The sequence below is a fragment of the Paenibacillus sp. FSL R7-0652 genome (assembly GCF_038595045.1).
In the GTDB taxonomy this organism is placed as follows: domain Bacteria; phylum Bacillota; class Bacilli; order Paenibacillales; family Paenibacillaceae; genus Paenibacillus.
Genome location: NZ_CP152001.1, coordinates 5,971,802 through 5,994,355, shown reverse-complemented (window position 1 = coordinate 5,994,355; position 22,554 = coordinate 5,971,802). Strand labels below are relative to the sequence as shown.

14 protein-coding genes are annotated in these 22,554 nt (G+C 45.3%); all 14 read left to right on the top strand.

Features of this window, described 5'->3' with window-relative positions; translation table 11 throughout:
• Positions 1-6: 6 nt before the first annotated feature.
• The 14 genes from MKY97_RS26180 (at position 7) to MKY97_RS26115 (ending at position 22,358) form a co-directional block, all read left to right on the top strand.
• Complete coding sequence (locus MKY97_RS26180) at positions 7-846, top strand: flagellar hook-basal body protein (RefSeq protein WP_342553068.1); 840 nt, start codon at positions 7-9, stop codon at positions 844-846.
• Positions 847-857: 11 nt separating this feature from the next.
• Entirely contained in the window at positions 858-1,085 is a 228-nt protein-coding gene (locus MKY97_RS26175) for a DNA-directed RNA polymerase subunit beta (protein WP_342553067.1), read from the top strand.
• A gap of 505 nt (positions 1,086-1,590) precedes the next feature.
• Positions 1,591-2,022 (top strand): 3-hydroxyacyl-ACP dehydratase FabZ, encoded by a 432-nt coding sequence (gene fabZ / locus MKY97_RS26170; RefSeq protein WP_342553066.1) that lies wholly within the window; start codon positions 1,591-1,593, stop codon positions 2,020-2,022.
• Positions 2,023-2,197: 175 nt separating this feature from the next.
• Positions 2,198-3,919, top strand: a complete 1,722-nt coding sequence (locus MKY97_RS26165; RefSeq protein ID WP_342553065.1) for a phospho-sugar mutase — start codon at positions 2,198-2,200, stop codon at positions 3,917-3,919.
• Between the two features lie 191 nt (positions 3,920-4,110).
• Positions 4,111-6,132 (top strand): DUF5693 family protein, encoded by a 2,022-nt coding sequence (locus tag MKY97_RS26160; RefSeq protein WP_342553064.1) that lies wholly within the window; start codon positions 4,111-4,113, stop codon positions 6,130-6,132.
• Positions 6,108-7,361, top strand: coding sequence for a polysaccharide pyruvyl transferase CsaB (gene csaB, locus MKY97_RS26155; RefSeq protein WP_342553063.1), 1,254 nt, complete (start codon positions 6,108-6,110; stop codon positions 7,359-7,361). The genes MKY97_RS26160 and csaB overlap by 25 nt, the downstream gene beginning before the upstream one ends.
• A 7-nt stretch (positions 7,362-7,368) precedes the next feature.
• Positions 7,369-8,127, top strand: coding sequence for a WecB/TagA/CpsF family glycosyltransferase (locus tag MKY97_RS26150; protein ID WP_342553062.1), 759 nt, complete (start codon positions 7,369-7,371; stop codon positions 8,125-8,127).
• A gap of 383 nt (positions 8,128-8,510) precedes the next feature.
• The gene (locus MKY97_RS26145; RefSeq protein ID WP_342553061.1) at positions 8,511-9,638 is read left to right on the top strand and encodes an MraY family glycosyltransferase; all 1,128 of its coding nucleotides are present in this window, start codon (positions 8,511-8,513) and stop codon (positions 9,636-9,638) included.
• 169 nt (positions 9,639-9,807) lie between these two features.
• Entirely contained in the window at positions 9,808-13,749 is a 3,942-nt protein-coding gene (locus MKY97_RS26140) for an S-layer homology domain-containing protein (RefSeq protein ID WP_342553060.1), read from the top strand.
• A 205-nt stretch (positions 13,750-13,954) separates the two neighbouring features.
• The gene (locus MKY97_RS26135) at positions 13,955-14,296 is read left to right on the top strand and encodes a hypothetical protein (protein WP_342553059.1); all 342 of its coding nucleotides are present in this window, start codon (positions 13,955-13,957) and stop codon (positions 14,294-14,296) included.
• A 518-nt stretch (positions 14,297-14,814) separates the two neighbouring features.
• Positions 14,815-18,378, top strand: a complete 3,564-nt coding sequence (locus MKY97_RS26130; RefSeq protein WP_342553058.1) for an S-layer homology domain-containing protein — start codon at positions 14,815-14,817, stop codon at positions 18,376-18,378.
• Between the two features lie 134 nt (positions 18,379-18,512).
• The gene (locus tag MKY97_RS26125) at positions 18,513-21,191 is read left to right on the top strand and encodes a hypothetical protein (protein ID WP_342553057.1); all 2,679 of its coding nucleotides are present in this window, start codon (positions 18,513-18,515) and stop codon (positions 21,189-21,191) included.
• A 140-nt stretch (positions 21,192-21,331) separates the two neighbouring features.
• Entirely contained in the window at positions 21,332-21,934 is a 603-nt protein-coding gene (locus tag MKY97_RS26120) for a hypothetical protein (protein WP_342553056.1), read from the top strand.
• A 148-nt stretch (positions 21,935-22,082) separates the two neighbouring features.
• The gene (locus tag MKY97_RS26115) at positions 22,083-22,358 is read left to right on the top strand and encodes an alpha/beta-type small acid-soluble spore protein (protein ID WP_342553055.1); all 276 of its coding nucleotides are present in this window, start codon (positions 22,083-22,085) and stop codon (positions 22,356-22,358) included.
• Positions 22,359-22,554: the final 196 nt, after the last annotated feature.

The following is a 22,554-nucleotide window of genomic DNA, read 5'->3' as shown; positions in this document are numbered from 1 at the left end:
CACCGCATGAACAATTCCATGATTAGTGCCAAGGTGTCCATGACCGCGATTCAGCAGCGGCTGGATGTCATTTCCGATAATATTGCCAACGTGAATACGGCAGGCTATAAGAGCAAGCAGGCAAGTTTTGAGGATGCTCTGACCCGTGTGCAGCAGCAGGATGACAAATACAAGCAGGATGGACGCTCGACGCCGATGGGGTATAACCTTGGATTCGGAGCACGTCTCGTTAATCTCACCAGAGATATGTCGCAGGGCAGCATGAAAGAGACCGGCAATCCAACAGACTTGGCGATTGAAGGCAATGCGCTGTTTGCCGTTGAGGCAAACGGTCAGAAAGCATGGACACGTCAAGGGTCATTTCATTTTGTACCGGATATGCGTCCAAAAGCCAACCCTAATGATCCAGACCTGATGGTTCTGGTTAACAACGATGGTCACTTTGCTCTGAATCGTAGAGGAGAGCTGATTACAGCGCCGAGAAACAGTACGGTTGCTTTTGATGAAAAAGGTAACCTGCTGATGCGTCAGGGGAATGCGGCGAACGCAGTCATTACAGGACAGCTGCAGATGGTTGATATTGAACGCCCGGAGGGACTGGTGCAGCTGTCGGATAATCTGTTTGGTCTGAATGCCGGGTTAACGGAGAACGATGTGTTTGGGGCTAATGCGGCAGCGCGTGAGCCTGAAGCATCCATTCGCACAGGATTTCTGGAACAGTCCAACGTCGATATGGCGCAGGAAATGACGCTGCTCATGCAGGGTCAGCGGACATATCAGCTGGCAGCAAGGGCGCTTACGTCCAGTGATTCCATGGCGGGTCTTGCCAATAATATGAGAGCATAAAGGTGAATGGGATGACAGAAACACAGCAGCAGAACAGCAAGCCGGAACAGAAGGAAGTCAAGAAGAAAAAGAAGAGCGGGTGGCGCATCGCAAGATGGTTCCTGGTCCCGATTCTGCTTGTTCTTGCCCTCGCTGGCGGAATGGTCGCTGGATATGTGGTACTGGGCAAACAGGATATCGGTTCCGTATGGCAATGGAGTACCTGGAAACATGTCTATGACTTGGTATTTGCTCCATAAGATAACGAGTTCGGCGAAAACTCCTGCGTAGGCAGGAGTTTTCTTTTTGGTGTTGAAAACAGTATAATGATTGATGTTGAGAACAGTGTAGTGATGGATGACGTTTAACGTCAGAAGAGGCCTCCCCTGCGATAGACATGCTGTCATCGCGAAGAGAGACCCCTTATCTCAACCTTCACTACTGCAGTCATGAAGGATATAACTAGTGTTAACGCTAAATCAACATTTCATACACAATTGAAAATGAAAAGAAACATTTATATGAGGATCGACTTGATCATGCTTGTTTAATGGTTTGCACTACAGTAAGTGGAGGGAACGGAATCGTTCAAAAGAAGCAAAGCGTTCGCGTTTGTCCCCGAATTTCAACCATTGGAAAATGGATCAAAAAAATTCGGGGGCAATGGCGATCAAAGAACGATCCGTTCCCGAAACGACGCTATTGTGCCGACATTGCTGCATGATGGAGAGCCTTCGTATAAACACCCCGAGAGGAGATTACATTGTGCTTGATATCAAACAAATTCAATCCATTATCCCGCATCGCCCGCCGTTCCTGTTGGTGGACCGAATTCTAGAGATGGAGGATGGCAAACGTGCCGTTGGTTTGAAAAATGTATCCATTAACGAACCATTCTTCGTTGGTCACTTTCCTGAATACCCGGTAATGCCCGGTGTACTGATCACGGAAGCACTGGCTCAGGTGGGTGCAGCAGCCATGCTGAATCTGGAAGCCAACAAAGGCAAAATCGGATTCCTGGCGGGACTGGACAATTTCCGATTCCGCGGACAAGTTGTGCCTGGAGATACGCTGATTCTGGAAGTCGAAATCACACGTCTGAAAGGCTCGATTGGCAAAGGTAAAGCAACTGCTCGCGTAGAAGACAAAGTCGTTGCTGAAGGCGAGATCATGTTCGCGCTTGCAGACCTAAGCTGATTACATAGGCGTGTATATGTAAATGTCATGCAGATAAGTTGAACTAATCCTTTACACATGGAAGGTGGTTCGCTCATCGAAGCGCAGGTGTAAATATCTTTAGTTCAACTTATGAATATGCTGACAGCTAAGCTGATCAAGAGAATTTTATATAGACGGAAGGGGCTTATTGGACATGGAACAGTTAAGCGCAGCAGCGGCCGAGACACTGCAGCAGTGGTTGGAGGATGCTTCCATTGATGAAGCAACCAAACAGGAGCTTCGTGATTTGAAGGATCAGCCAAAAGAGCTGGAGGAACGTTTCTATAGAAATCTGGAGTTTGGCACAGGCGGACTGCGCGGTGTAATTGGTGCAGGCAGCAACCGGATGAACAAATATACGGTGGGTCGTGCGACGCAGGGCTTCGCCCGGTATTTGCTGGAGCAGCATGGGGACAAGGAAGGCAAACCTTCCGTTGTCATCGCGCATGACTCCCGTCATTTCTCACCTGAATTTTCACTGGATGCCGCATTGGTGCTGGCGGCAAATGGCATCGTGGCCAAGCTGTACCCATCCCTGCGCTCTACACCGCAGCTGTCTTTCAGTGTGCGCCATCTGCAGGCGACAGGCGGTATTGTTGTAACGGCAAGCCATAACCCGCCAGAGTATAATGGATACAAAGTATACAACCACGAAGGCGGACAGCTGGTACCGCATGAAGCGGAGAAGGTCATTCAGTACATTCAGGAGGTTCCTTCCTTGGCAGATGTGAAGAAACTGACACGCGAAGATGCGGAAGCGCAAGGTTTGCTGATCTGGCTGGGTGAAGAAGAAGACCAGGCCTTCGTAAACACGGTGGCAAGCCGAAGTCTGAGCCGTGAATTGATCCAATCCGGCATCGGCCGCGATTTCAAAATCGTTTACACCCCACTGCACGGTACAGGTAACCTTCCGGTTCGCCGCGTATTGGAGCAGATCGGATTCGAACAGCTGTATGTCGTTGCTGAACAGGAGCAGCCGGATGCGGAATTTTCTACAGTAAAATCTCCTAACCCGGAAGAACGCGAAGCGTTCACACTGGCGATGAAGCTGGGTGAATCCGTAGGCGCGGACATTCTGATCGGCACAGACCCGGATGCAGACCGTATGGGAGCTGTCGTGAAAGACAAGGATGGCAAATATTTCGTCTTGTCTGGTAACCAGTCCGGTGCGATTATGATACATTATCTGCTGAGTCGTCTCCAAGAGACAGGCACGCTGCCGAGCAACGGTGCAGTGATCAAAACAATTGTAACAAGCGAGATGGGTGCGGTGATCGCACAGCATTATGGTGCAGAAGTGATGAACACCCTGACAGGCTTCAAATATATCGGTGAAAAAATGAACCAGTTCGAAGCTACCGGAAGTCATACCTTCCTCTTCGGATACGAAGAGAGTTATGGCTACCTCTCCGGCAGCTATGCTCGTGACAAGGACGCGGTGCTTGCCTCGATGCTGATTGCCGAAGCGGCAGCCTACTATAAGAGCCAAGGCAAAACACTCTACGATGTGCTGCAGGAGCTGTACAACCAGTTCGGATTCTTCATGGAGAAACTGGAATCCCGCACACTAAAAGGCAAAGACGGAGTCGCGCAGATTCAGGCGAAAATGACCGACTGGCGTTCTAATCCACCGAAGGAAGTTGCTGGCATTGCTGTGCAGGATGTGCTGGACTACTCCCTGGGCCTGGACGGTCTGCCGAAGGAGAACGTGCTGAAATTTATTTTGGCGGATGGTTCATGGTTCTGCCTGCGTCCTTCCGGTACAGAGCCGAAGATCAAAGTGTACTTCGCTGTACGCGGCGAGAGTCTGGCAGATGCAGAGGACCGGATTGAACGTCTGGCTTCCGCGGTAATGTCACGTGTAGACGCACAATAAAACAAATGGTACTGTAAGGAATAGATGAGAAGGCCTCTCCGCACCGTAAGGTTGGTTGGCGGAGGGGTTTTTCTTTGAAATAAAAGTGGTTTTGTGCTGGCATATAAGAGAGCTTGTTAACACATGCTGAACGTAAGAATTACAAGAGCAGAACGGGCATTTGGTTCCAACAACTGAGGAGGTACATTGTAGTGCGTCAAAAATGGGTTTTATGGAATAACGCTTCCCGGAAGTGGTTATGGCTCATCGTTATTATTGGTCTGGTTGCATCTATTCCGGTCATCCGTGATCGGGTGCAGACCGAATCTTCTGCCAACAAAGTGGAACTGGTCTTCAACTATCGGGGACTGCTGGATATTTCCGCGTATCAGGCTCATCCGCAGGATTTTATTAATCAGCAAATGACACGGCTGAAAGATGCCGGCGTGACTACGATGGCTGTGTTTGAGAGTACGCTGGACGAACTCAAGAAAACTCGCCGCTTGATGGTTTATTCAGGTCAAGATATTGCGAACATGACGAAGCAGCTTATTCCTTCGAATGCGAACTATACCTATGTGCTGTTCACATCCGAAGAGAATGCGCAGACCTACACCCCTATCATTGAACAAACGTTCGCTGAGCGTCAGATCCCGGTTGAACCTTGGGAGTATGAAGGCCGCAGCGGCTTAATATTACAGACACCACCGGAGAATGCCAACATGCAGCCAATGCAGCCCGATCCGGTTGCGGTGAAATTGCTGCGTGATAACGGTTTTCATATTCTACCCCGTATCTCCGATACAGTACCTTACAACCAGCATTCGATGGAGCGACTGCTCACCTTCTTCGAAGAGAATGGTGTGACACGTATCCTGTTTGATGGGGATGCAGTGAAAGGGTACAATGATAATGCAGAGATGAAAAGCCTGGATCAGTTTGCTGAGCTGCTGAACAAACATCATATCGGTCTGGCTGCGATTGAAAATCTGAAGAAGCCGCAGGCTGGATTCCAGACGCTGGCTTATAAGATTGATTACAACGTAACACGTCTGTACTCACTGAGTGATGCAGATGCAAATCTGAAAGAAGATACGATTGCTGACCGTTTTGTATTGGCAACGAAGGACCGCAACATTCGAATGATCTATATGAATGCTGCGCCTAGCCGGAATACTGCCAAAGCGGCAATCACCGATCCGATCGAAAATCTGATCAACAGTCTTGGTGAGCCGGGACATGCCGTTGAACGTATGGGTAAACACGGCTTCGAGCTTGGACAAGCTGAAGCATTCACCGTGAAAGATTCGTCCATTCAGCGTTATGCGAAGCTGATTGCTCTCATTGGGGCAATTGCCTTGATTGCACTGATGGTTTCTTATTTTGCACCGGTGTTAACCATTGCTGTATTCCTGCTTGGGCTTGTGGGAAGTGCAGGACTGTTCCTTTTGAAACCGACACTGCTGGAGCAGGGGGTTGCCTTGCTGGCAGCCATTGCTGCACCAACCATTGCGATGGTGCTGGCTGTTCGTACCGTAAACGCGACGCAGCTTCGTCAGCCGGATGCGCCTGCGGGCCGCCGTTTGGCACAGACTATCGTTTTATATGTAAGAACATCCGTTATTTCGTTCATCGCTGTACCATTTATAATCGCATTGCTGAATAACATTACGTACAGTCTGGTTATTAACCAGTTCCGTGGCGTGAGTCTGCTGCACTTTGCGCCGATTGGTCTGGTTGCGATCTACATTGTGTTCTATCGCGGCTCCGGTTCAATCTCTGTAAAACAAGTGAAGGACCTGCTGCGTATGCCGATTAACATCATTATGGTTATATTGGCACTTGTCGCTGCCGTTGTTGGATATTATTATTTGAGCCGAACAGGTAACGCTGGTTCCGTTACGCCATTTGAGATGTTCTTACGCGTAACGCTGGAAGATACGTTCGGTGTACGGCCTAGATTCAAAGAATTCATGCTGGGACACCCACTATTTATCGTTGGCGTGTTCGCCGCTTTAAAATACCGCAAAGTCATCTTCGCGCTGATTATCGCCACGATGGGGCAGTTGTCCATGGTTGATACGTTTGCGCATATTCATACACCGGCTGTACTGTCACTGATTCGTGGGGTGATGGGGCTCGGACTTGGCTTGATCTTGGGTATCATCGCTGTGGGTGTGTGGCAAGTCGCGGAAGGATGTTGGAAAAAATGGTCACCACTTCTAAAAAGTTAGTCATTTCGGGATACTACGGATTTCGCAACAGCGGAGATGAAGCCGTACTGAAATCCATTCTGACTGCACTCGAAGAAGAGAGTCAGCGGTCGAATGTTACCATTGAACCGATCGTGCTCTCGATCGACCCGGAGTGGACAACCTCCATGTATGGTGTTCGTGCCGTGCATCGGATGAAGCTGAAGGAAGTTCGTGAGGCACTGAAGGAAAGTGACGGTCTCATCAGCGGCGGGGGAAGTCTGCTGCAGGATGCAACGGGTTTGAAGTCCATTCCTTATTATCTCGGTGTAATCAAGCTGGCTCAATGGCTGAAAAAACCTACATTTATCTATGCACAGGGGATTGGCCCTGTTAACCGTAAAATATTTAACCCGATGATCAAATCCGTATTCAAGTCCTGTACCTATGTATCGGTACGGGACGAACAATCGGCAGATTATTTACGCAGACTCGGACTGAAATGGAACCAAATTCACGTGGTTCCTGATCCGGTCATGGGGCTGCCGCTGCCGGATAAAGCTTCAGTTGATCGAGGGCATGAATCTTCTGCTTCACTGGATCATGTTCCTGCTGAGACAGGTATTCCGGCTGTTACAAATGATGCTGTTCAAGTGAGTCAACAGCAAGTGAGTCAACAGCAAGTTCACACAGAGGCTGCCGTTGATAAACATGCCAAGCTTCCGGTCATCGGTGTGTCCGTGCGGTTCTGGGAAGAAGACCGCAAGGAGCTTACCGCCATCGCTGCTGGTTTGAAGAAGCTGGCGGCAAAGAAGGCTGTACATCTGCGCTTCATGCCGTTTCATCTGCCGGATGATGTACAGGCATCTCGTTTTATGATGGAAATGCTTGGTGATGTAACAAGCAAAGGCAGCGAGGTCAGCATCACAGAAGATCTCACCGATCCACAGCAGATGTTGGAGGAAGTGAGCCGCTGTGATCTGATGATCGGTATGCGTCTGCACAGCCTGATCTACGCAGCCTCGCAGTATGTTCCACCAGTCGGCATTTCGTATGATCCCAAGATTGATCAGTTTCTGCTCCGTTTGGATAGTGAACCGGCGGGCAGTACCACCACACTTGATGGCGATAAACTCGCGGTCACCGTGGCGAAATTATTGGATCAGCGTTCACAGTGGCTGAAGGAACATGAGGATCAAATTACGTCATTGAAGCAGGAGGCCAGAGAGCCTGCCAAGCAAATTATTACCTATTTAGGCCGCAAAGGATGAGATAACAATGAGTCAGACCGGATCTATTCCTACCGTTTCGATCTATGGTATCCCCTTTTCCAAGTTAACGATGAAAGAAACGGTCAAGGTACTTGAAGAAGCCGTACTGTCCAAACAGCCGCATCAGGTCATTACCGCCAATCCGATTATGGTCATGGCTGCACTGGAGAATCCCGCAATGATGAAAGTCATGCAGGATGCCGAGATGATTGTTCCAGACGGAACGGGTGTGGTATGGGCTGCCAACTACTGCGGAGATCCTGTAGCAGAACGAGTACCGGGTTTTGAACTTTTACATGAATTGCTGCGGGTTGGTGAAAACTATCGGTGGGGCGTGTACTTGCTCGGCTCCACACCTGAGGTGATTCAAGCTACCGCAGATCGGTTACAACAGCAGTATCCGGCGATTCGTATTGTGGGTTATCGAGACGGTTTCTTTGGTTCGGCTGAAGATGAGCAGGTTGTTGCTTCGATTCGGGAGGCAGCACCGGATCTGTTATTTGTTGCTCGCGGGGCCGATACACAAGAGCCTTGGATTCACAAATACAAGCATGAACTTCAAGTTCCTGTTACCATGGGGGTTGGAGGCAGCTTTGATATCATCTCAGGCAAAATGAAACGTGCACCTATACTGTTCCAAAAGTTGAGACTGGAATGGTTTTATCGTCTATTACGTCAGCCGAGCCGGGCTGGACGCATGCTTGCGCTTCCGAAATTCGCGATCAAAGTGATGCAGGACAAAGAAAACGTGACAAAAGCCCGTTAAAAACAGGCAATTGCGAGATAAATGCGTGTTTTTGCTAGAAATTGAGGATGGCTTTTCGCATATGATCAGCGTATAATTCATTGCGGATTGATGTGTGTCACTCCATGAAAACCGGATTTGTTGCACATAAACCACTCCGATGTCAGAATAACCTTTTGATCGCTCTTATCCCCGAATTCTCTTGATTGATCCTCCCATGAGGATAGAATTCCGTGATAAAGGCGAACGCTGCGCTTCTATAGGTTATTTCTGCCCTCTCCGTTAAAAGTGCAACAGGGATTTTTTCATCAACACTGCCAAACATGTTTTTTTATATATAGAAAAAAAGAGATCAGGGGATTTATAATTTTGTTCGGTATTATAATTGGGGGTCGAATGTTCAAATGGTAGCGATCTTTATCATTGGATTTCTCGTGTCAATGGGACTTGCTTTAGCTCTGACACCACTTGTTAAAAAGTTCGCAATCCGCATCGGTGCTATGGATACACCGAATGCGCGTAAAGTGCATACCCGGATTATGCCGCGTCTTGGCGGATTGGGTATATTCCTTGCCTTTGTTATTACGGTTGCTGCACTGCTGCCGTTTGTCTCTGCTTGGTTTACAACGCGGGATATGAGTTTTGTCAGTGCATTTCTGGTCGGAGGCTCCATCATTGTACTGATTGGTGCTTTGGATGACCGTTTTGAACTGTCTGCGAAGGTGAAACTGCTCGGACAGATCGTGGCTGCATCTGTAGTTGTGTTCGGATTTAACATCCGTGTAGACTTTGTCAACATTCCGTTTCAGGATGCGTACTCTTCACTCGAAACATGGGTATCCATCCCGCTGACGATTTTGTGGATTGTTGGTGTAACGAATGCGATCAATCTGATTGACGGACTGGATGGTCTGGCTGCCGGTGTGTCCGGTATTGCCATTGGTACCATTGCGGTGATGTCATTCCTGATGGGCAATACGATGATTGCTCTGATGTGTCTGGTGCTGCTCGGCAGCATTATCGGATTCCTGTTCTTTAACTTCCATCCGGCGAAAATATTTATGGGGGATACCGGTTCGTTATTCCTTGGTTTCTCGCTGGCGATGCTTTCGATGCTCGGATTCAAACAAATTGCAGTCGTGTCCTTCATTACACCGCTGATCATTATTGGTGTACCGCTCTCGGATACGCTGTTCGCCATTATCCGTCGTGCAGTGCAGCGGAAGCCGATTTTCTCACCGGATAAAGGTCACCTGCATCACTGCCTGCGTGAACTTGGATTCAGTCACCGTCAGACCGTACTGATCATCTACGGTATTGCCGCATTCTTCGGTGTGCTGGCCATTATCCAGTCTTCGGCAGCCATGTTTGAAGCCAACTGGGTAACCTTTGTTGTCATCTGTATTATGATGTTCTTCCTGCAGGTTGGTGCGGAGGTCATCGGACTTGTAAGCAAAACCAGAAAACCGGTGATCAACTTCCTGATGCGTATGCGCGTGAAGCTGAACCCGCAGACCCGCTCGAAATCTTAAAGCAAATTATATGGATTCCCGCTATTGTAGAATATATTACAGACCCTGACCTTATCCCGTTCATGGATAAGGTTTTTTTTTGTTTTTTTTGAGATTTTTACTAAATAATTGGAACCTTTTTGCCGATAAACAATGGTAACTGACTTAAAAAGAGGAGAGATGATACGTAATGCAACAAAAGAAACGGCCATTGGTTTGGATCATGTTGGTCACCATGGTGCTCTCGTTGTTCCCACAAGGTCTATTCGGTGGCGCCGTTGCTTCAGCAGCTGATGAGGATATACCAAGCACAGCTTCTTATTTCATACCTGATTTGAAAACTTTGCGAGACACGTCTGATCTTACTATTGATTCAGCTAATGCTGGCAAAGTATTTCTAACTAGAGATAAAGCTTTTGTAACCAAGGATGCAAAGATCACGGTTACAGGAACGTTTTCAGGAGTTAGTACCGAGAACATGAGAGCGTCTGTTGAGCAGCTAACGTTAAACAGCAGCAATACGAAATGGACGGTTGATGCCGGCCGCACAAGAACGGGTAGTGTAATAGCTGATGCAGGATCTCAGGCTGCTCCCAAGTTCACAGCTACGTTAGATTTGTTTCCAGGATTTAACCAGGTAACATTGACCGGACGTGGTTTAAACAATGTCGAGCGCTCTAATACATTTTATGTTTTATATGAAGAAACGCCATTAATTGAGAAAATGACCGTTACAACTGATTTTACTACAGGTAACGGACAGGAATTCAATCTTAACGGTGTATCCGAGACTGTTGTTGATACAAAAAGCGTTACTTTCGGGTTGACGCTGCAAAATGCATCCAGAGTTTCTCTCTCCATTAATGGAGGAACCAAAGTGGATGCTTTCCCAACACAGACCAGTGATGTTAGTCAGAAGTTTTTTACTCCACCACTGGAGCTTGCAAGCGGGAAGAACAAAGTTGTATTTGATATTGTGGGTCCGTCCAGTGCAATGACTGTAGAGAGAACGTTATATTATTTTGACAAAAATCAGTCATTTGCAGATCTGCAGATCAGCATAGGTGGAGAGAAGAAGTCTGTTCTGAATACCCAAGCTAATTTCTCCGCACCGGGAACATCTGCTAAACTGTCAGGTCAAATTATCGTACCTTACTCTACAACTGCATTTGATGAGGCTGCAGGTATTGAAGTGAACAATGAAACCTACCCGGTGAAAGTTGATCCCAGCAAAGAAATCCTTATCACGGGTGCAAATGGGGTTGACTATCAATATCGGATGATTACTTTTGAAGGTGTGGGGGAATTTGACCTCGCAGCTACAGGAGGCAAACCAAACAGAGACCAGCCGTTAAAAGTGGTTGCCAAGTATGGATCATTTAATACAGGTTATACTGGTGAGTTTACCTATTCCACAGATAGTAAAGATATAACGAATATTTATTATCTGCCTGGTTACACAAGTGGACCAGTTAATTCAAAGGTTCTTTTGAACAAAACAGATTACACTAAAGTTTCTGAAGATACATTCTATATCTTGGTCGAGTCATCTCAAAATATCAAAGGTGCAGCCATTAATGGTAAGTATCTTCCATCACTGACTGTACCCCTTAAAGTTGACGCTGTGACAGGAACTGATACAGGGCTCAATGATAATCAGCAGATATATAAAGTTGAGAAGATGGCAGGCGGACAGCAGAAAATCAGCTTCTTCTATGGAGATGCTTCCAAAGCGCCTGAACTACCTTATGTAGCCTGGGTAAGCTTTGCTTCGAGCAGTTCAATCTATATCGAGAACCTGCAGGATGGTCAAACCTTCAGTTTTAATTCAGGTAATAGCTCTGCAAAATTAGAGGTTATTGGTAAATATCTGGATTTTCGTAATGTGGATAGTAGTGGTCCCAAAAATGGTTTCAAATCCGAGCTGCAGGTGAACGGTAAAGTTGAGAAACCAACCTCAGGATTCCCTATAGAGTCAGGCAACAGCTTTAAGTTTAATCTTGGAATCACGAAGGATGGCCCATTGGGCTACGGGCAAAATATCATCCGTATCACGGCTACTGATGCTGATGAGAAGGGTGCACCAGTAATAATTACAAGAACACTCACAATCTATATTATTGATGAAAATGTATCTACCATTGACTCCTTCATGCCGACGGCTGTTCCGAAGTCTACGAATGCTCGGGCACCGTTTTATGAGAAGGCGATAACGAGTTATACCCCTGAAGAAATGAACAATATCTTCGCGGTTACTCCTGATTTTGCATTTAAGGAAAATAAGTATGTAACAAGTGAAGATACGTATGATCTGGTTTTCCGAGGCGGGGGAGCACAGGTTGCTAATGTTTATTTCGGCTCTGAGCTGATTTTCCGTCATGATCAGACGGGAACATTGACACTTGATCTCGATAAAGAGGGTCCGGCGCCGCAGCTTAAAAAGTTTGACTTTGCGGGTAATGAAAGACAATTTATCGCGCGGATCAAAAATTTGAAATTTGACTCACCAGGTACGCAGGTATTCACACTCGAGTTAATCAATAGTACAGGTGCAAGAACAACACAACGGCTTGAAATTGTACGTGAACCATCTTCTTTCCGGATTGTAGCACCACAACCAACCGTTGGTGACAAAATTGTCGTGAACAAAAACTACATCCGTTTCGATATCGAAGCAGAGGGTGCATCCCGCGTTTTGGTTGATAAGAAACCAGCAGCCAAACGTACGGATATGAATAACCGATATATCTATGATTATGTTGGTCTGAAACCGGATAAGGAAAATAAAATCAAAATCTCCATTGAGCGAGACGGAAGTACCATTAATGAAACAATTAACGTCTTTTATACAGGAGCAGTAACTGTAGACAGTCAATTTATGGCTCCTAAAGTAGCTAACAAGTATACGGTGTTCAATAAGGGGCTCACGCTAACTTTCCCTAAAGGAACCATTCTTCAGGCTAAAGTGGACGGCGGCACCAAGTTCTATCCTGACAACAAAATTTTGTTTGGTATTGCAGATCCTCTGAACGGTGTGCTGGAACGTAAAAATGATTACGGGAATGTAATGAACATAGACCGAGATATGAGAACGGTCCGTGGAGAAAGTGCGATTGCTTTGCGTGAAGACTTAATAAGCGCATTTAGCTCTACAAACAATACAGGCAACTTTACTCTGATCTCCAATGTCTACTGGATTAATGGTGGGCTTGGTGAACTGAATAACTTGCCGTATACAGACGGTATCCCGCCATATTCCATCTATGGGTATTACCCGGAATATCCGACTTCAAGAATTCTTGCTCCTTCGCAAAGAGGAAGTCTGACGCTTCAATATGATCCTAGTATTGTGGACGAAGTAGGTTCAACCATTAGTGTGTTCCGCTATACGGATATAAGCGATCAGAAGCAGTGGGTTCCAATAGGCGGTGTCGTGGATACGAAAGGACATACGATTACAGTTCCTTTTGATGAGTTTGGGTATTATAAGGTAATGAAGCAGAGCAAAAGCTTCCAGGATATTACGAACCACCCATGGGCCCGTAACATCTTGAACGCTTTGTATTCCAAAGGGGTTATGAAGGCTCTTCGTACAGGAGAATTTGGTGCAGATGACCAAACGACACGTGGAGAATTCGCGACACTGCTTGTCAAAGGTCTGAATATCCCGCTAAATTATGATGTGAATAAACAAACATTTATCGATGTATCTAAACGAGCAGAGAAAAATGCCTGGAGCTTTGCTGCAATCGAGACAGCTGCACGTGCGGGTATTGTTCAAGGGTTAAGCGATGGTTACTTTGGTGTAGAGGATCGTATAACTCGTGAGCAGGCGGCAGTGATGATTGCAAGAGCGATGAGCAGTAAGCTGGCGACCAATGACAGCAAGCTGGCATCCACTCTCGCCAAGTCTTTCCAGGATTCGGGTTCCATTGAGTATTATGCTCGTCCATCTGTACAAGCTATAACTAAAGCTAAAATCATGGAAGGTAGTCCAGTCACAGTTACAGGATCTACTAAAAAACAATTCCAATTCAATCCTAAGGGCAATCTGACTCGTGCAGAAGCAGCCAAGATTGCAGTCGAGCTGCTGAAGAAGAGCACCAAGTTATTCCCTAAAAACTTGAGCTAATCTGGATTTAATAAGAATCAATTTGGAAAGGACCTGTACCCTTTGCGAAGGGAACGGGTCCTTTTCCTGACTGTTAATGAATTGACAAAGAACTCATTTATAATAGAAGGAAACGAATTTTTTCCAATAACTATTTTTGTAATTTGGTAGAGATTAAGATACAATAGCAACAAATACACAATGATCTAGAGGGTGAAGTTAGCTAATGAAACCGATTTATTCGAAGGCCCAGCTGGGCTACATGAAGGCAAAGACACAGTTTGAGAAGCAGGCAGTCATCTTGGAGAAAAAGTTGGAAGATACACGCAAGACACAGGAGATCTCTCAGGAAGTGATGGAAGAGCTCGTAAAGGCTACCGGCTTCCATGATGCCTATAATAATCTTGTATTGGCCGAAAATGATCTGATTGAATGGTCTCATACGACAATGAAGCACGAGAAAACCTATCGTGAGAATAGACTTGCGATTGATGACATGTATCTGAAGCTGAACAGCGATCCGCAGATGCGTGCACAGATTATTGAACTCGCGATGAAAATTCGATAGGACAAGTCATAGAATTATTTCCGAAAGCATCCTGAACAGGGTGCTTTTTTATTTTTTTCTTTTAGAAGATTTTGTCGCTTCACGCGCATCAAGTGTGGGTATAAATAAACGTTGGCAGCAGAATGAAGCAGAGGTAACATCTTCAAAAGTGCTGATGTATCAAGGGTTTCCATATGTTTTGAATTGATCCCGACCCCGCACTGCATCAATACATAAATAAATTCAAAACTTTTTTTGTGGAATGCGCAACTTTTTGAAATCTACTGCGTTTAAGATGTAGAGTCAAAAACATTGGGGAACTTACCAAGAATGACCTCGTGAAGAATCTTGTCTATTTATTAGAAAAAATTGCTTTACGACTCGGAAGACCCATTGTATAATACGTAGGTAGGATTAGGAAACTACTCTATTTACGTGTGGACCTGATTGTTGAACTAGGTTACAAGTTTCTGTGATATGCTCACAGACATCATTTATATTAACTTGCTCAGAACTCTGGAAAGGGGGTGCAACAATATATGAGGAACACGAGCGACCCTATTAAAGAAAATTTAAATGTTATGAACACCCAAGGAGGAGAAAAAAAGGTTATGAAGAAAATTTTATCCGTAGCATTGTCTACAGCAATGGCATTCTCAATGTTTGCTTCTGTAGCATTCGGTGATACAGCAGTTTCCCCGCAACAACAGTTTGATGCATTGAAAGCAAAAGGTATTTTCTCTGGCTATCCGAATGGAACAGCTGGTTTGGATAAAGAGATGACTCGCGCTGAATTTGCAAAAGTTATCACCAAATTGCTTGGATTGAAAGAAGTTACTGGTGTATATTCTTACAAAGACAAAAACTATAATGCTAAAAACTGGGCTGCTCCTTTCATCGAAGCAGTAACAGCTGCAGGCATCATGGAAGGTAAAAACGTTGAAAAGAAAATCTTTGACTTCAACGGTAAAGTAACAATCGAAGAAATGGCGAAAGTCCTGACAATCGCTTTGAAACTGGAAGTTCCAGCTGAAGCTGATAACTCAGCAACTGGTTGGGCTAAAGGTTATGTTCAAGCAGCAATCAATGCTGGCCTGATTGATTCCAAATTGAACTTCCAAGCTAACGCTTCCCGTGAATTGCTTGTAGGCGCTGCTTACGCAATTGACCAAGCGCAAAACCTGAAAGTTACTAAATACGAAGTAAGCGAAGCTGGTAAAGTCGTTACTTTCACAATCAGCGACGGCCAAACTGTAAAAGTGACTTTGGATAAAGCTCTCGAAGCTAACAAAGAAACTGAAGTGAAGTTTACTTACAAAGACAAACAATTCACTGAAAAAGTTACTTATGTTGTAGAAGCTGCAACTAAAGTACAATCCGCTTCTTCCGTTAACTTGAAAGAAGTAGACGTTGCTTTTGACGGTAAAGTAGACAAAGCTACTGCAACTGACAAAAACAACTACACAGTGGATAACAACGCTAAAGGTATTAAATCCATCACTTTGTTGGCTGACGGTAAAACAGCTCGTCTGTTGTTGAACGAATCCAGCAAATTTGCACAAGGCACTACTTACAAAGTAGCTGTTAAAAACGTGAAATCTTCTACGGGTACTGTATTGCCACAAGGTGAAGTTTCCTTCACATCTGCTGACAACACTCTGCCTACAGTAACAGAAGTTAAAGCTCTGGGAACTAAAGTTATCAAAGTAACTTTCTCTGAGCCGATTGTAGCTCCTACAAGCAGCAACTTCCAATTGGATGACAAAGCTTTTGTTGGTTCTGTAACACTGGGTCCTAACCAACGCGAAGTTATCCTGCGTGACTACACAGGTTCGATTTCTGAAGGTGCTCACAAGCTGACAACTTCTTTGGTTGAAGATTTCGCTGGTCTTAAATCTTTGGCTGCAACTACTGATTTCACTGTAGTAGCTGATACTGAAGGTCCAAAAGTGACTGAAATCTCCGCTACTTTGGAAAAAGTAACTGTAACTTTTGACGAAGAAATCGATCCAGCTTCTGTAACTAACGACAGCTTCTATTGGAAGTCTGGCGATACTAAGAAAACTGGAACAGTAACTCAAGTTGCTTCCAATGTTTATGAAGTTCAATTCTCTTCGGCTAACCGTCTGCCAGGATATGAGTCCACTTTGTTCGTAGAAGTGAAAGATTATTCCGGTAACGTTAACGCTGTGAAAGAACACAAAATTACAGCAAGTGTTGACTTGGTTCAACCTCGCGTAATCGAAACTTCATTTGGAGTGAACAGATCTAAAGAGCTGACAGTAAGATTTGATAAAGCTGTTTCTGCAGCTGATAAAAAATACTACACTGTGAAAAAAGGAAATGATACTATTCCTGTTAAGGATGTAGTAGCTGCAGATGCAACTAACAAAGTATTCTATGTTAGCTTCTACTCTGATTTGACACTCTCTTCTGGAACATACAATTTGAAAATTTCTGGAGTTCAAGATACAACTGCGTTGAGAAATACTTTGGTTGATTACGAAGGTACTTTCGTAGCAAATGACAGTATTACTCCAAATATTAGTTCTGTTGATTACAACAGTAACAACCGCAAAGTAACTTTGAATTTCGGTAGAGAAATGGATCTGGCTACTCTCAATGCTAAGTCTAACTATTATGTTAGCTTCGTGAAGAATAATTCAGATGCTCAAAACATTGCTTTGCCTGCAGAAGTTACTGTTAACGCAGTAAATGGTGGTAAATCTGTAGTATTGCAATTCCCAGACAATATTGATGGTACTGCAGTGACTTTCGGTCCTAGTGGTTCGGTTAGATCCATTACTACAGCTGGTTTGAAATCCAAAACTGGTCAAGTTGTTGGAGTCGATACTAAACCGCTTGAGTCTGCAGCTAACAATCAATTGAAATGGACTGACGCTGTACAAAAAGATGCTAGAACTTTTGAGCTTACTTTCAACCAAGTAATTGCGTCTGCTAATATCGGCGACTTCCAAATCAATGGAGTTTATCCATCATCGGTTTCTATCGATGAGAAAAAAGTGACTTTGAAAACATCATCTGATGTAACTGGTGTTTCAAACATCGTATTGTTTGCAAATAACGGTATTGAAACTTACTCAAATGGTAAACTTAACTTGGCTTCGGATACTAGATTGACAGTTAACAATGCTGTTGCACCTAAAGTGTCATGGAGTGGTGATTTCCGTATTGTAAACAACAAAATCACAGTACCTTTCACTACTACACTTGAGCAAAGTGCAACTATTGATAGCTTGATCGGCACAGATTTCATCATCAGAGATCAATCTGTTAAAAATACTACTGCTCTTAAAGCTGGTGAAGACTACAAAGCAAAAGTTGTTGATTACACTAACTCTAATGGTGATGTAATTCGCACAAATGGTGCTGTAGAAATCGAGTTCACAAAAGTTTATACTAATGATCTTACTATTCAAGTGAGCAAAGATGCTAAGTATATCCGTGCTGTTAATACTGATAAAGTAGCTGGAGAATCTGATGTTTACACTATTCTTCCTGCTGTTCAAAACGTAGACAGTGCTTCGATGACTAGCGCAAAATTCACTTCTGCTACTGGTGTTACTACTGCAACAGCTGAAGGTACTCAAAACATTCTGGTTTTGACTGCTAAAACTCCAGGTGATGCTGGTAATCTTCCTACAGTAACATTGGATTATGATGCTGCAACAGCTGGCACTGATGTAACTTTCAACAGTGATGGTACTCTTATCACAGTCCAAAAAGACGCTACATTGGCTATGGTTGAATCTAAAATCAACACCAATGCATCTCTTCCATACACTGCGAAAGCAGGAACTGGTACATTAGCTGATGATACTTTCACTTTTGATGGTGGTAATGATGCAGTAGACGGCTTGGTTACAGTACAACTGAGCAGAGCTGTAGATTCAATTGATGGTCAGGTTATCTTGAATCAAGGTACTGCTAACGAAACAAAAGTAGCTGCTACACTGAATGGTGCTAAAACTGCATTTACAATTAATGCAGGAACAGATAATCTTGTTGGTAGTACTTTAACTGCTAAAGTTAAGTTGAACAACAAAACAGTTGATTTGGGAACTGTTAACATCACTAGATAATTTGTAATAGATTAAAAAGCCAGAGAACTTTGTTCTCTGGCTTTTTAATTTCTAAAACCAACAACATCGTAACTTTCTTTCTCTCTCAAACGTTTATACTATAAAGCAACAAGCAACTTATGGGAGGTTTGGAAGTGGATCATAAAAAGGTCATAACGACTTTGTTATCAAGTGTGTTGTTGATCAGTTCAAGTGGGGGAACTATTTTGGCTGCGGCAAATCCGGCGAGTACGGGTAAAAATGCTTCGAGCAGTGCGAATAAACCGGCAGCGAATAAGAAGAAAGCTGCGGCTAATAAAGTCGTACATACCTTGGCCAATGTGCCTCCGGTGAAGGTCACGGCTCGCAGTACGGTGACCTTGACGGATGTGAACATTCTATCTCAGAATGACGGGAATACGGTGACGTATACCTTGACGTATAAGAACAATGACAGTAAACCGATGATGATGCTGGATTACTGGAGCAAAGTGAAAACGAGCGGAGGCACCAGCTTCTCGCCAAAACTGATCGCAAAGGATCAGGAGAAAAAGTCTGTATCCCCAGGCTCTACGGTGGATCTGACGTACGTGATGAAGGTTGGACGTGAAGTGAAGCTGAGCGATCTGAATTTCCTGATTGTGAAATGGGATTTCAGCAAGCCGAATTATGAAAGTACCATCGGGAAATTCGTTGTTCCTGCTTCGTACAGCATCACAACACCCGTAGGCAAAACCAAGACAGTCCGTCTTAGTGATTCGGCTGTAAAGGTAAAGGTTTCCGGTATTAAAGTGTACCCGGGCGAAAATAAGAAGCAGTATGTCAAGATCGGCGTGAATCTGAACAACATCAGTTATAAACTGCTGGACAATCCGAATGTAAAATGGATTCTGCGTGCCCCAGGGGGAACGAATTATCCGTTAACCCCGGACAAAGACAGCACGGGCATCAGCATTCAGGCTCAGGCCAACAAAACTTTAAGTTTAATGGCCTCTTTACCTACAGCGTTGAAGCTGGAGAAATCCGAGCTGCTGCTTGTAGAAGAGCAGGGGGAAGAGAAAACGGCTCTGCCAATCGCCGCCCTGCAGCTTCCTGAAGCGAGTCAAACCAATGTGAATACCGAAGCTAATCAGCCTAATCTGATCTCAATTGATGGACAGACCGTATCAACTCTGCTGGAGTCTGCTCGTGTACGGGCTGAAGATGAGGAATATGAGCTGACCATGCAGTGGGTTCTGAAGAATCAAGGCAAGAAAGAAGTTAAGATTCCAAAATATGCTTTGGAGATTCGGACAGAAGACGGTACTTCGTATCCGATCGAAACCAAAGCCCTGGATGATCTGAAATTAAAACCGGGATCAACCAAAACGATTAAACTGACATCCACGCTTCAAGGAGATGGTGATACCAGCAAAATCAAATTTGTGGTGATGACACCGGCATCTTCAGATGAAAGCAAGGAAGGAACGGGGACGGGAACAAGCACAGGAGCTGCCGGATTCCAGTTTTCCTATCCAGTAGGTATCTATGCCATTCCTGAATCGGTAACGAGTGGGGACGGTCTTACTACGGAGACGGTAATCAAAAACAGCAAAGGTACCTTTGGTGTATCGGTAGGTTCCCTGCAGCGTCTTCCATGGATGGATAGTGATATCATTGCCGCCAAGGTGACCATCCGTAACGCATCTACGAAGACGGTACAATTGCCGGAGCTGGAAGCGATGTTTACGATTGACTCTGCACGTATCGATGGAGATACCAAGCTGATTCGTGCCCAAGGCGGCAAGTTGGTAGGTCCGGGTATGGTCACGGAAGCGTATCTGTTAACCAAAATTCCGTCAGAGCTTAACATGGGCCGTCTGGAACTGACCTTGCTGGAAAAAGTAAGTGAAACGGAGACGAATGACTGGATTACGCTCAATACCTCTGGATTGATTCAACCACTGGCTTATGTCGCTGAAGGGAAATCCTTCACGCAGGGCACTTCGGAGAAGGAAACAGAGCTTGGCGTACGCAGAACGTTCGTCTACCCGGGATCGTCTTCCGATATCGTATATACCGAGTTTGAGATGACGAACAAATCGCTTAGACAGAATGGGCTGGGCAAGCTGGTAGGTTACTACAAAACAGCGGATGGTATGTATTACAAAGCCGAAGCGAAGCAGGCGAACCGTGTTCCGGGGCCGGGTCAAAAGAGTATTGTAACCTTCTGGGCGAAAGTGCCTAAGAGCGTCAAAACGTTATCTGATATGCGTCTGATTGTGGGTGAAGGGGTCGCAGATAACAAATTCGTTACAGGAGAAGGCGATGCTACAGCTTATGTTAATGCTACCTCCTTCGAAATTCAGCCAAAATCACTGCCAGTGCTGTCCTCATTGAATGATATCGATCTGTATCCGTTCAAATTCTCGGGCGCCAATATTAGAGCTTATCTGACAGGCGGTACATCCGTACAATTCGAGATGATCTACTCCTTAACCCAGGAAGAGGCAGTAGACAGCGGCGAAAGTGGACATAAATACATCCTATCCGTAACGGATGGTTCAGGTAAAGTGTTTGACAAAGAGCTTGCATTGGCTACTGATCTGAAAACGGGTATTAACCAAACGTTAACCTGGAGTATTGATGACAGGGTGTTTGATAAAATCCGCGGCGGCTCTTATCGTGTTGCTCTGTATGATGTATTTGAAGGACAGCGCATTCGCTTGGCTGAACAAGCATACAGCTACGATACATCCAAACTGCCAAAAGAAGAGCCTGTCATTCCAGAATTCCCGGAAGAGGGTTCAGAAAACAATAACGGTAATAACAATAATTCTAACCCTAATCGCTAGGACGTATCCCTTCTTCAACATGATTTTGACAGTGATAAACCTCGCTTTCCCATACAGGGGAGCGAGGTTTTGCTTGTCCCCCTGCTCTTTTTTCTCTATAGTTAAAGTTAATAGATTACCAGAGGAGGAACATTTCACACATGAAACCGTATATGAAGGTGTCTCTGGCCGCACTGGCTATTGGTGTTGGTGTATGGGTCGGGGCGGTATATAACGATACAGCGATTGGCGCAGGAACGAGTCAGCCGGGAACCGCAGATGACCCGGTGGTGACGAAGAGTTATGTAGATCAGCAGATTCAGCAGGCTTTGGGTGGCAAGCTTCCAGCTGCAGGCAGTAATGCCGGCAGTAATACAAACAGCGGCACGGGAAATGCAGGCACATCTACAGGCAATGGATCAGCAGGCACAGGCAGTGCTGGCGGATCAAGTACAGATCCGGGACTGCCGCCACTGGTATCGGGTGCAGCCGATGCCGTGGAGATCGTTATGGTGAAGCCGGGCCAGCAGCTGCTCGGCAAATCCGGCGCGGAGTTCATTGTACGCAGCGGTAAAGCAGTGATCGTCAGTGAGGGTAAGAATGGTGTAGCCGATCTGACGGACGGGGTAGACCTGACGAATGGTCAGGCAGCGCCGACCAATCACCTGCTTTCTTTTCCAAAGGATGGACGCGGCATTACCGTTCTGGAGGGTAACAAATACAGCCTGACCGTGATGGTACGTGGTGGATATACGTTAAAATAGGTTGTGCAGCTTATTCTGTAATTATTCATTATTAATGTACGTTATTGCTCAGATTAACCAGTTCTAACAAACATTAATACGGCTAGCCAGGCCTGTTCCTGCCCACGCTATACCTGTAGACAATCCATTAAGCGGAGGTGCAGGAACGATGGCTAGAAGTAATCGGAAGGTCGTACCGGAAAGTCGTCAAATGCTCGACCAGATGAAGTATGAGATTGCTGCCGAGTTTGGGCTGAATGTAGGATATGGCGGCCGCGGAGGTCTGGCAGGTGCAGATACGGAGTTCGGAGGGGAGCTTGGCGAGATGAGTGATCACTCTTATGGGCAGTATAAAGGCTGGGGACATCTCACTTCACGGGAGAATGGATCGGTCGGTGGAGAGATTACCAAACGCTTGATTCGTCAGGCAGAACTGCACTTGTAGAACTCATACGTAACGTGACCTGAATTGACACGACTTGACAAATACGATAAGATGACATTTGAGGTATGCAGCCTTTTCCACTAGGGAAAGGTTGATTTTTTGTTAAGGCAATTACCTGAAAAATCCTTATCTTCGTAAATGTAGATCAGTAACCTTTTTAATACTGTTAATCCACTTCGAGGGTATAGTGAACGAA

Coding starts and splice junctions, on each gene's coding strand:
- MKY97_RS26150 (WP_342553062.1), top strand. CDS start 7,369: ATGAGTCAGACCGGATCTATTCCTACCGTTTCGATCTATGGTATCCCC.
- MKY97_RS26180 (WP_342553068.1), top strand. CDS start 7: ATGAACAATTCCATGATTAGTGCCAAGGTGTCCATGACCGCGATTCAG.
- MKY97_RS26140 (WP_342553060.1), top strand. CDS start 9,808: ATGCAACAAAAGAAACGGCCATTGGTTTGGATCATGTTGGTCACCATG.
- MKY97_RS26165 (WP_342553065.1), top strand. CDS start 2,198: ATGGAACAGTTAAGCGCAGCAGCGGCCGAGACACTGCAGCAGTGGTTG.
- MKY97_RS26135 (WP_342553059.1), top strand. CDS start 13,955: ATGAAACCGATTTATTCGAAGGCCCAGCTGGGCTACATGAAGGCAAAG.
- MKY97_RS26115 (WP_342553055.1), top strand. CDS start 22,083: ATGGCTAGAAGTAATCGGAAGGTCGTACCGGAAAGTCGTCAAATGCTC.
- MKY97_RS26130 (WP_342553058.1), top strand. CDS start 14,815: ATGAGGAACACGAGCGACCCTATTAAAGAAAATTTAAATGTTATGAAC.
- MKY97_RS26145 (WP_342553061.1), top strand. CDS start 8,511: ATGGTAGCGATCTTTATCATTGGATTTCTCGTGTCAATGGGACTTGCT.
- MKY97_RS26120 (WP_342553056.1), top strand. CDS start 21,332: ATGAAACCGTATATGAAGGTGTCTCTGGCCGCACTGGCTATTGGTGTT.
- csaB (WP_342553063.1), top strand. CDS start 6,108: ATGGTCACCACTTCTAAAAAGTTAGTCATTTCGGGATACTACGGATTT.
- MKY97_RS26175 (WP_342553067.1), top strand. CDS start 858: ATGACAGAAACACAGCAGCAGAACAGCAAGCCGGAACAGAAGGAAGTC.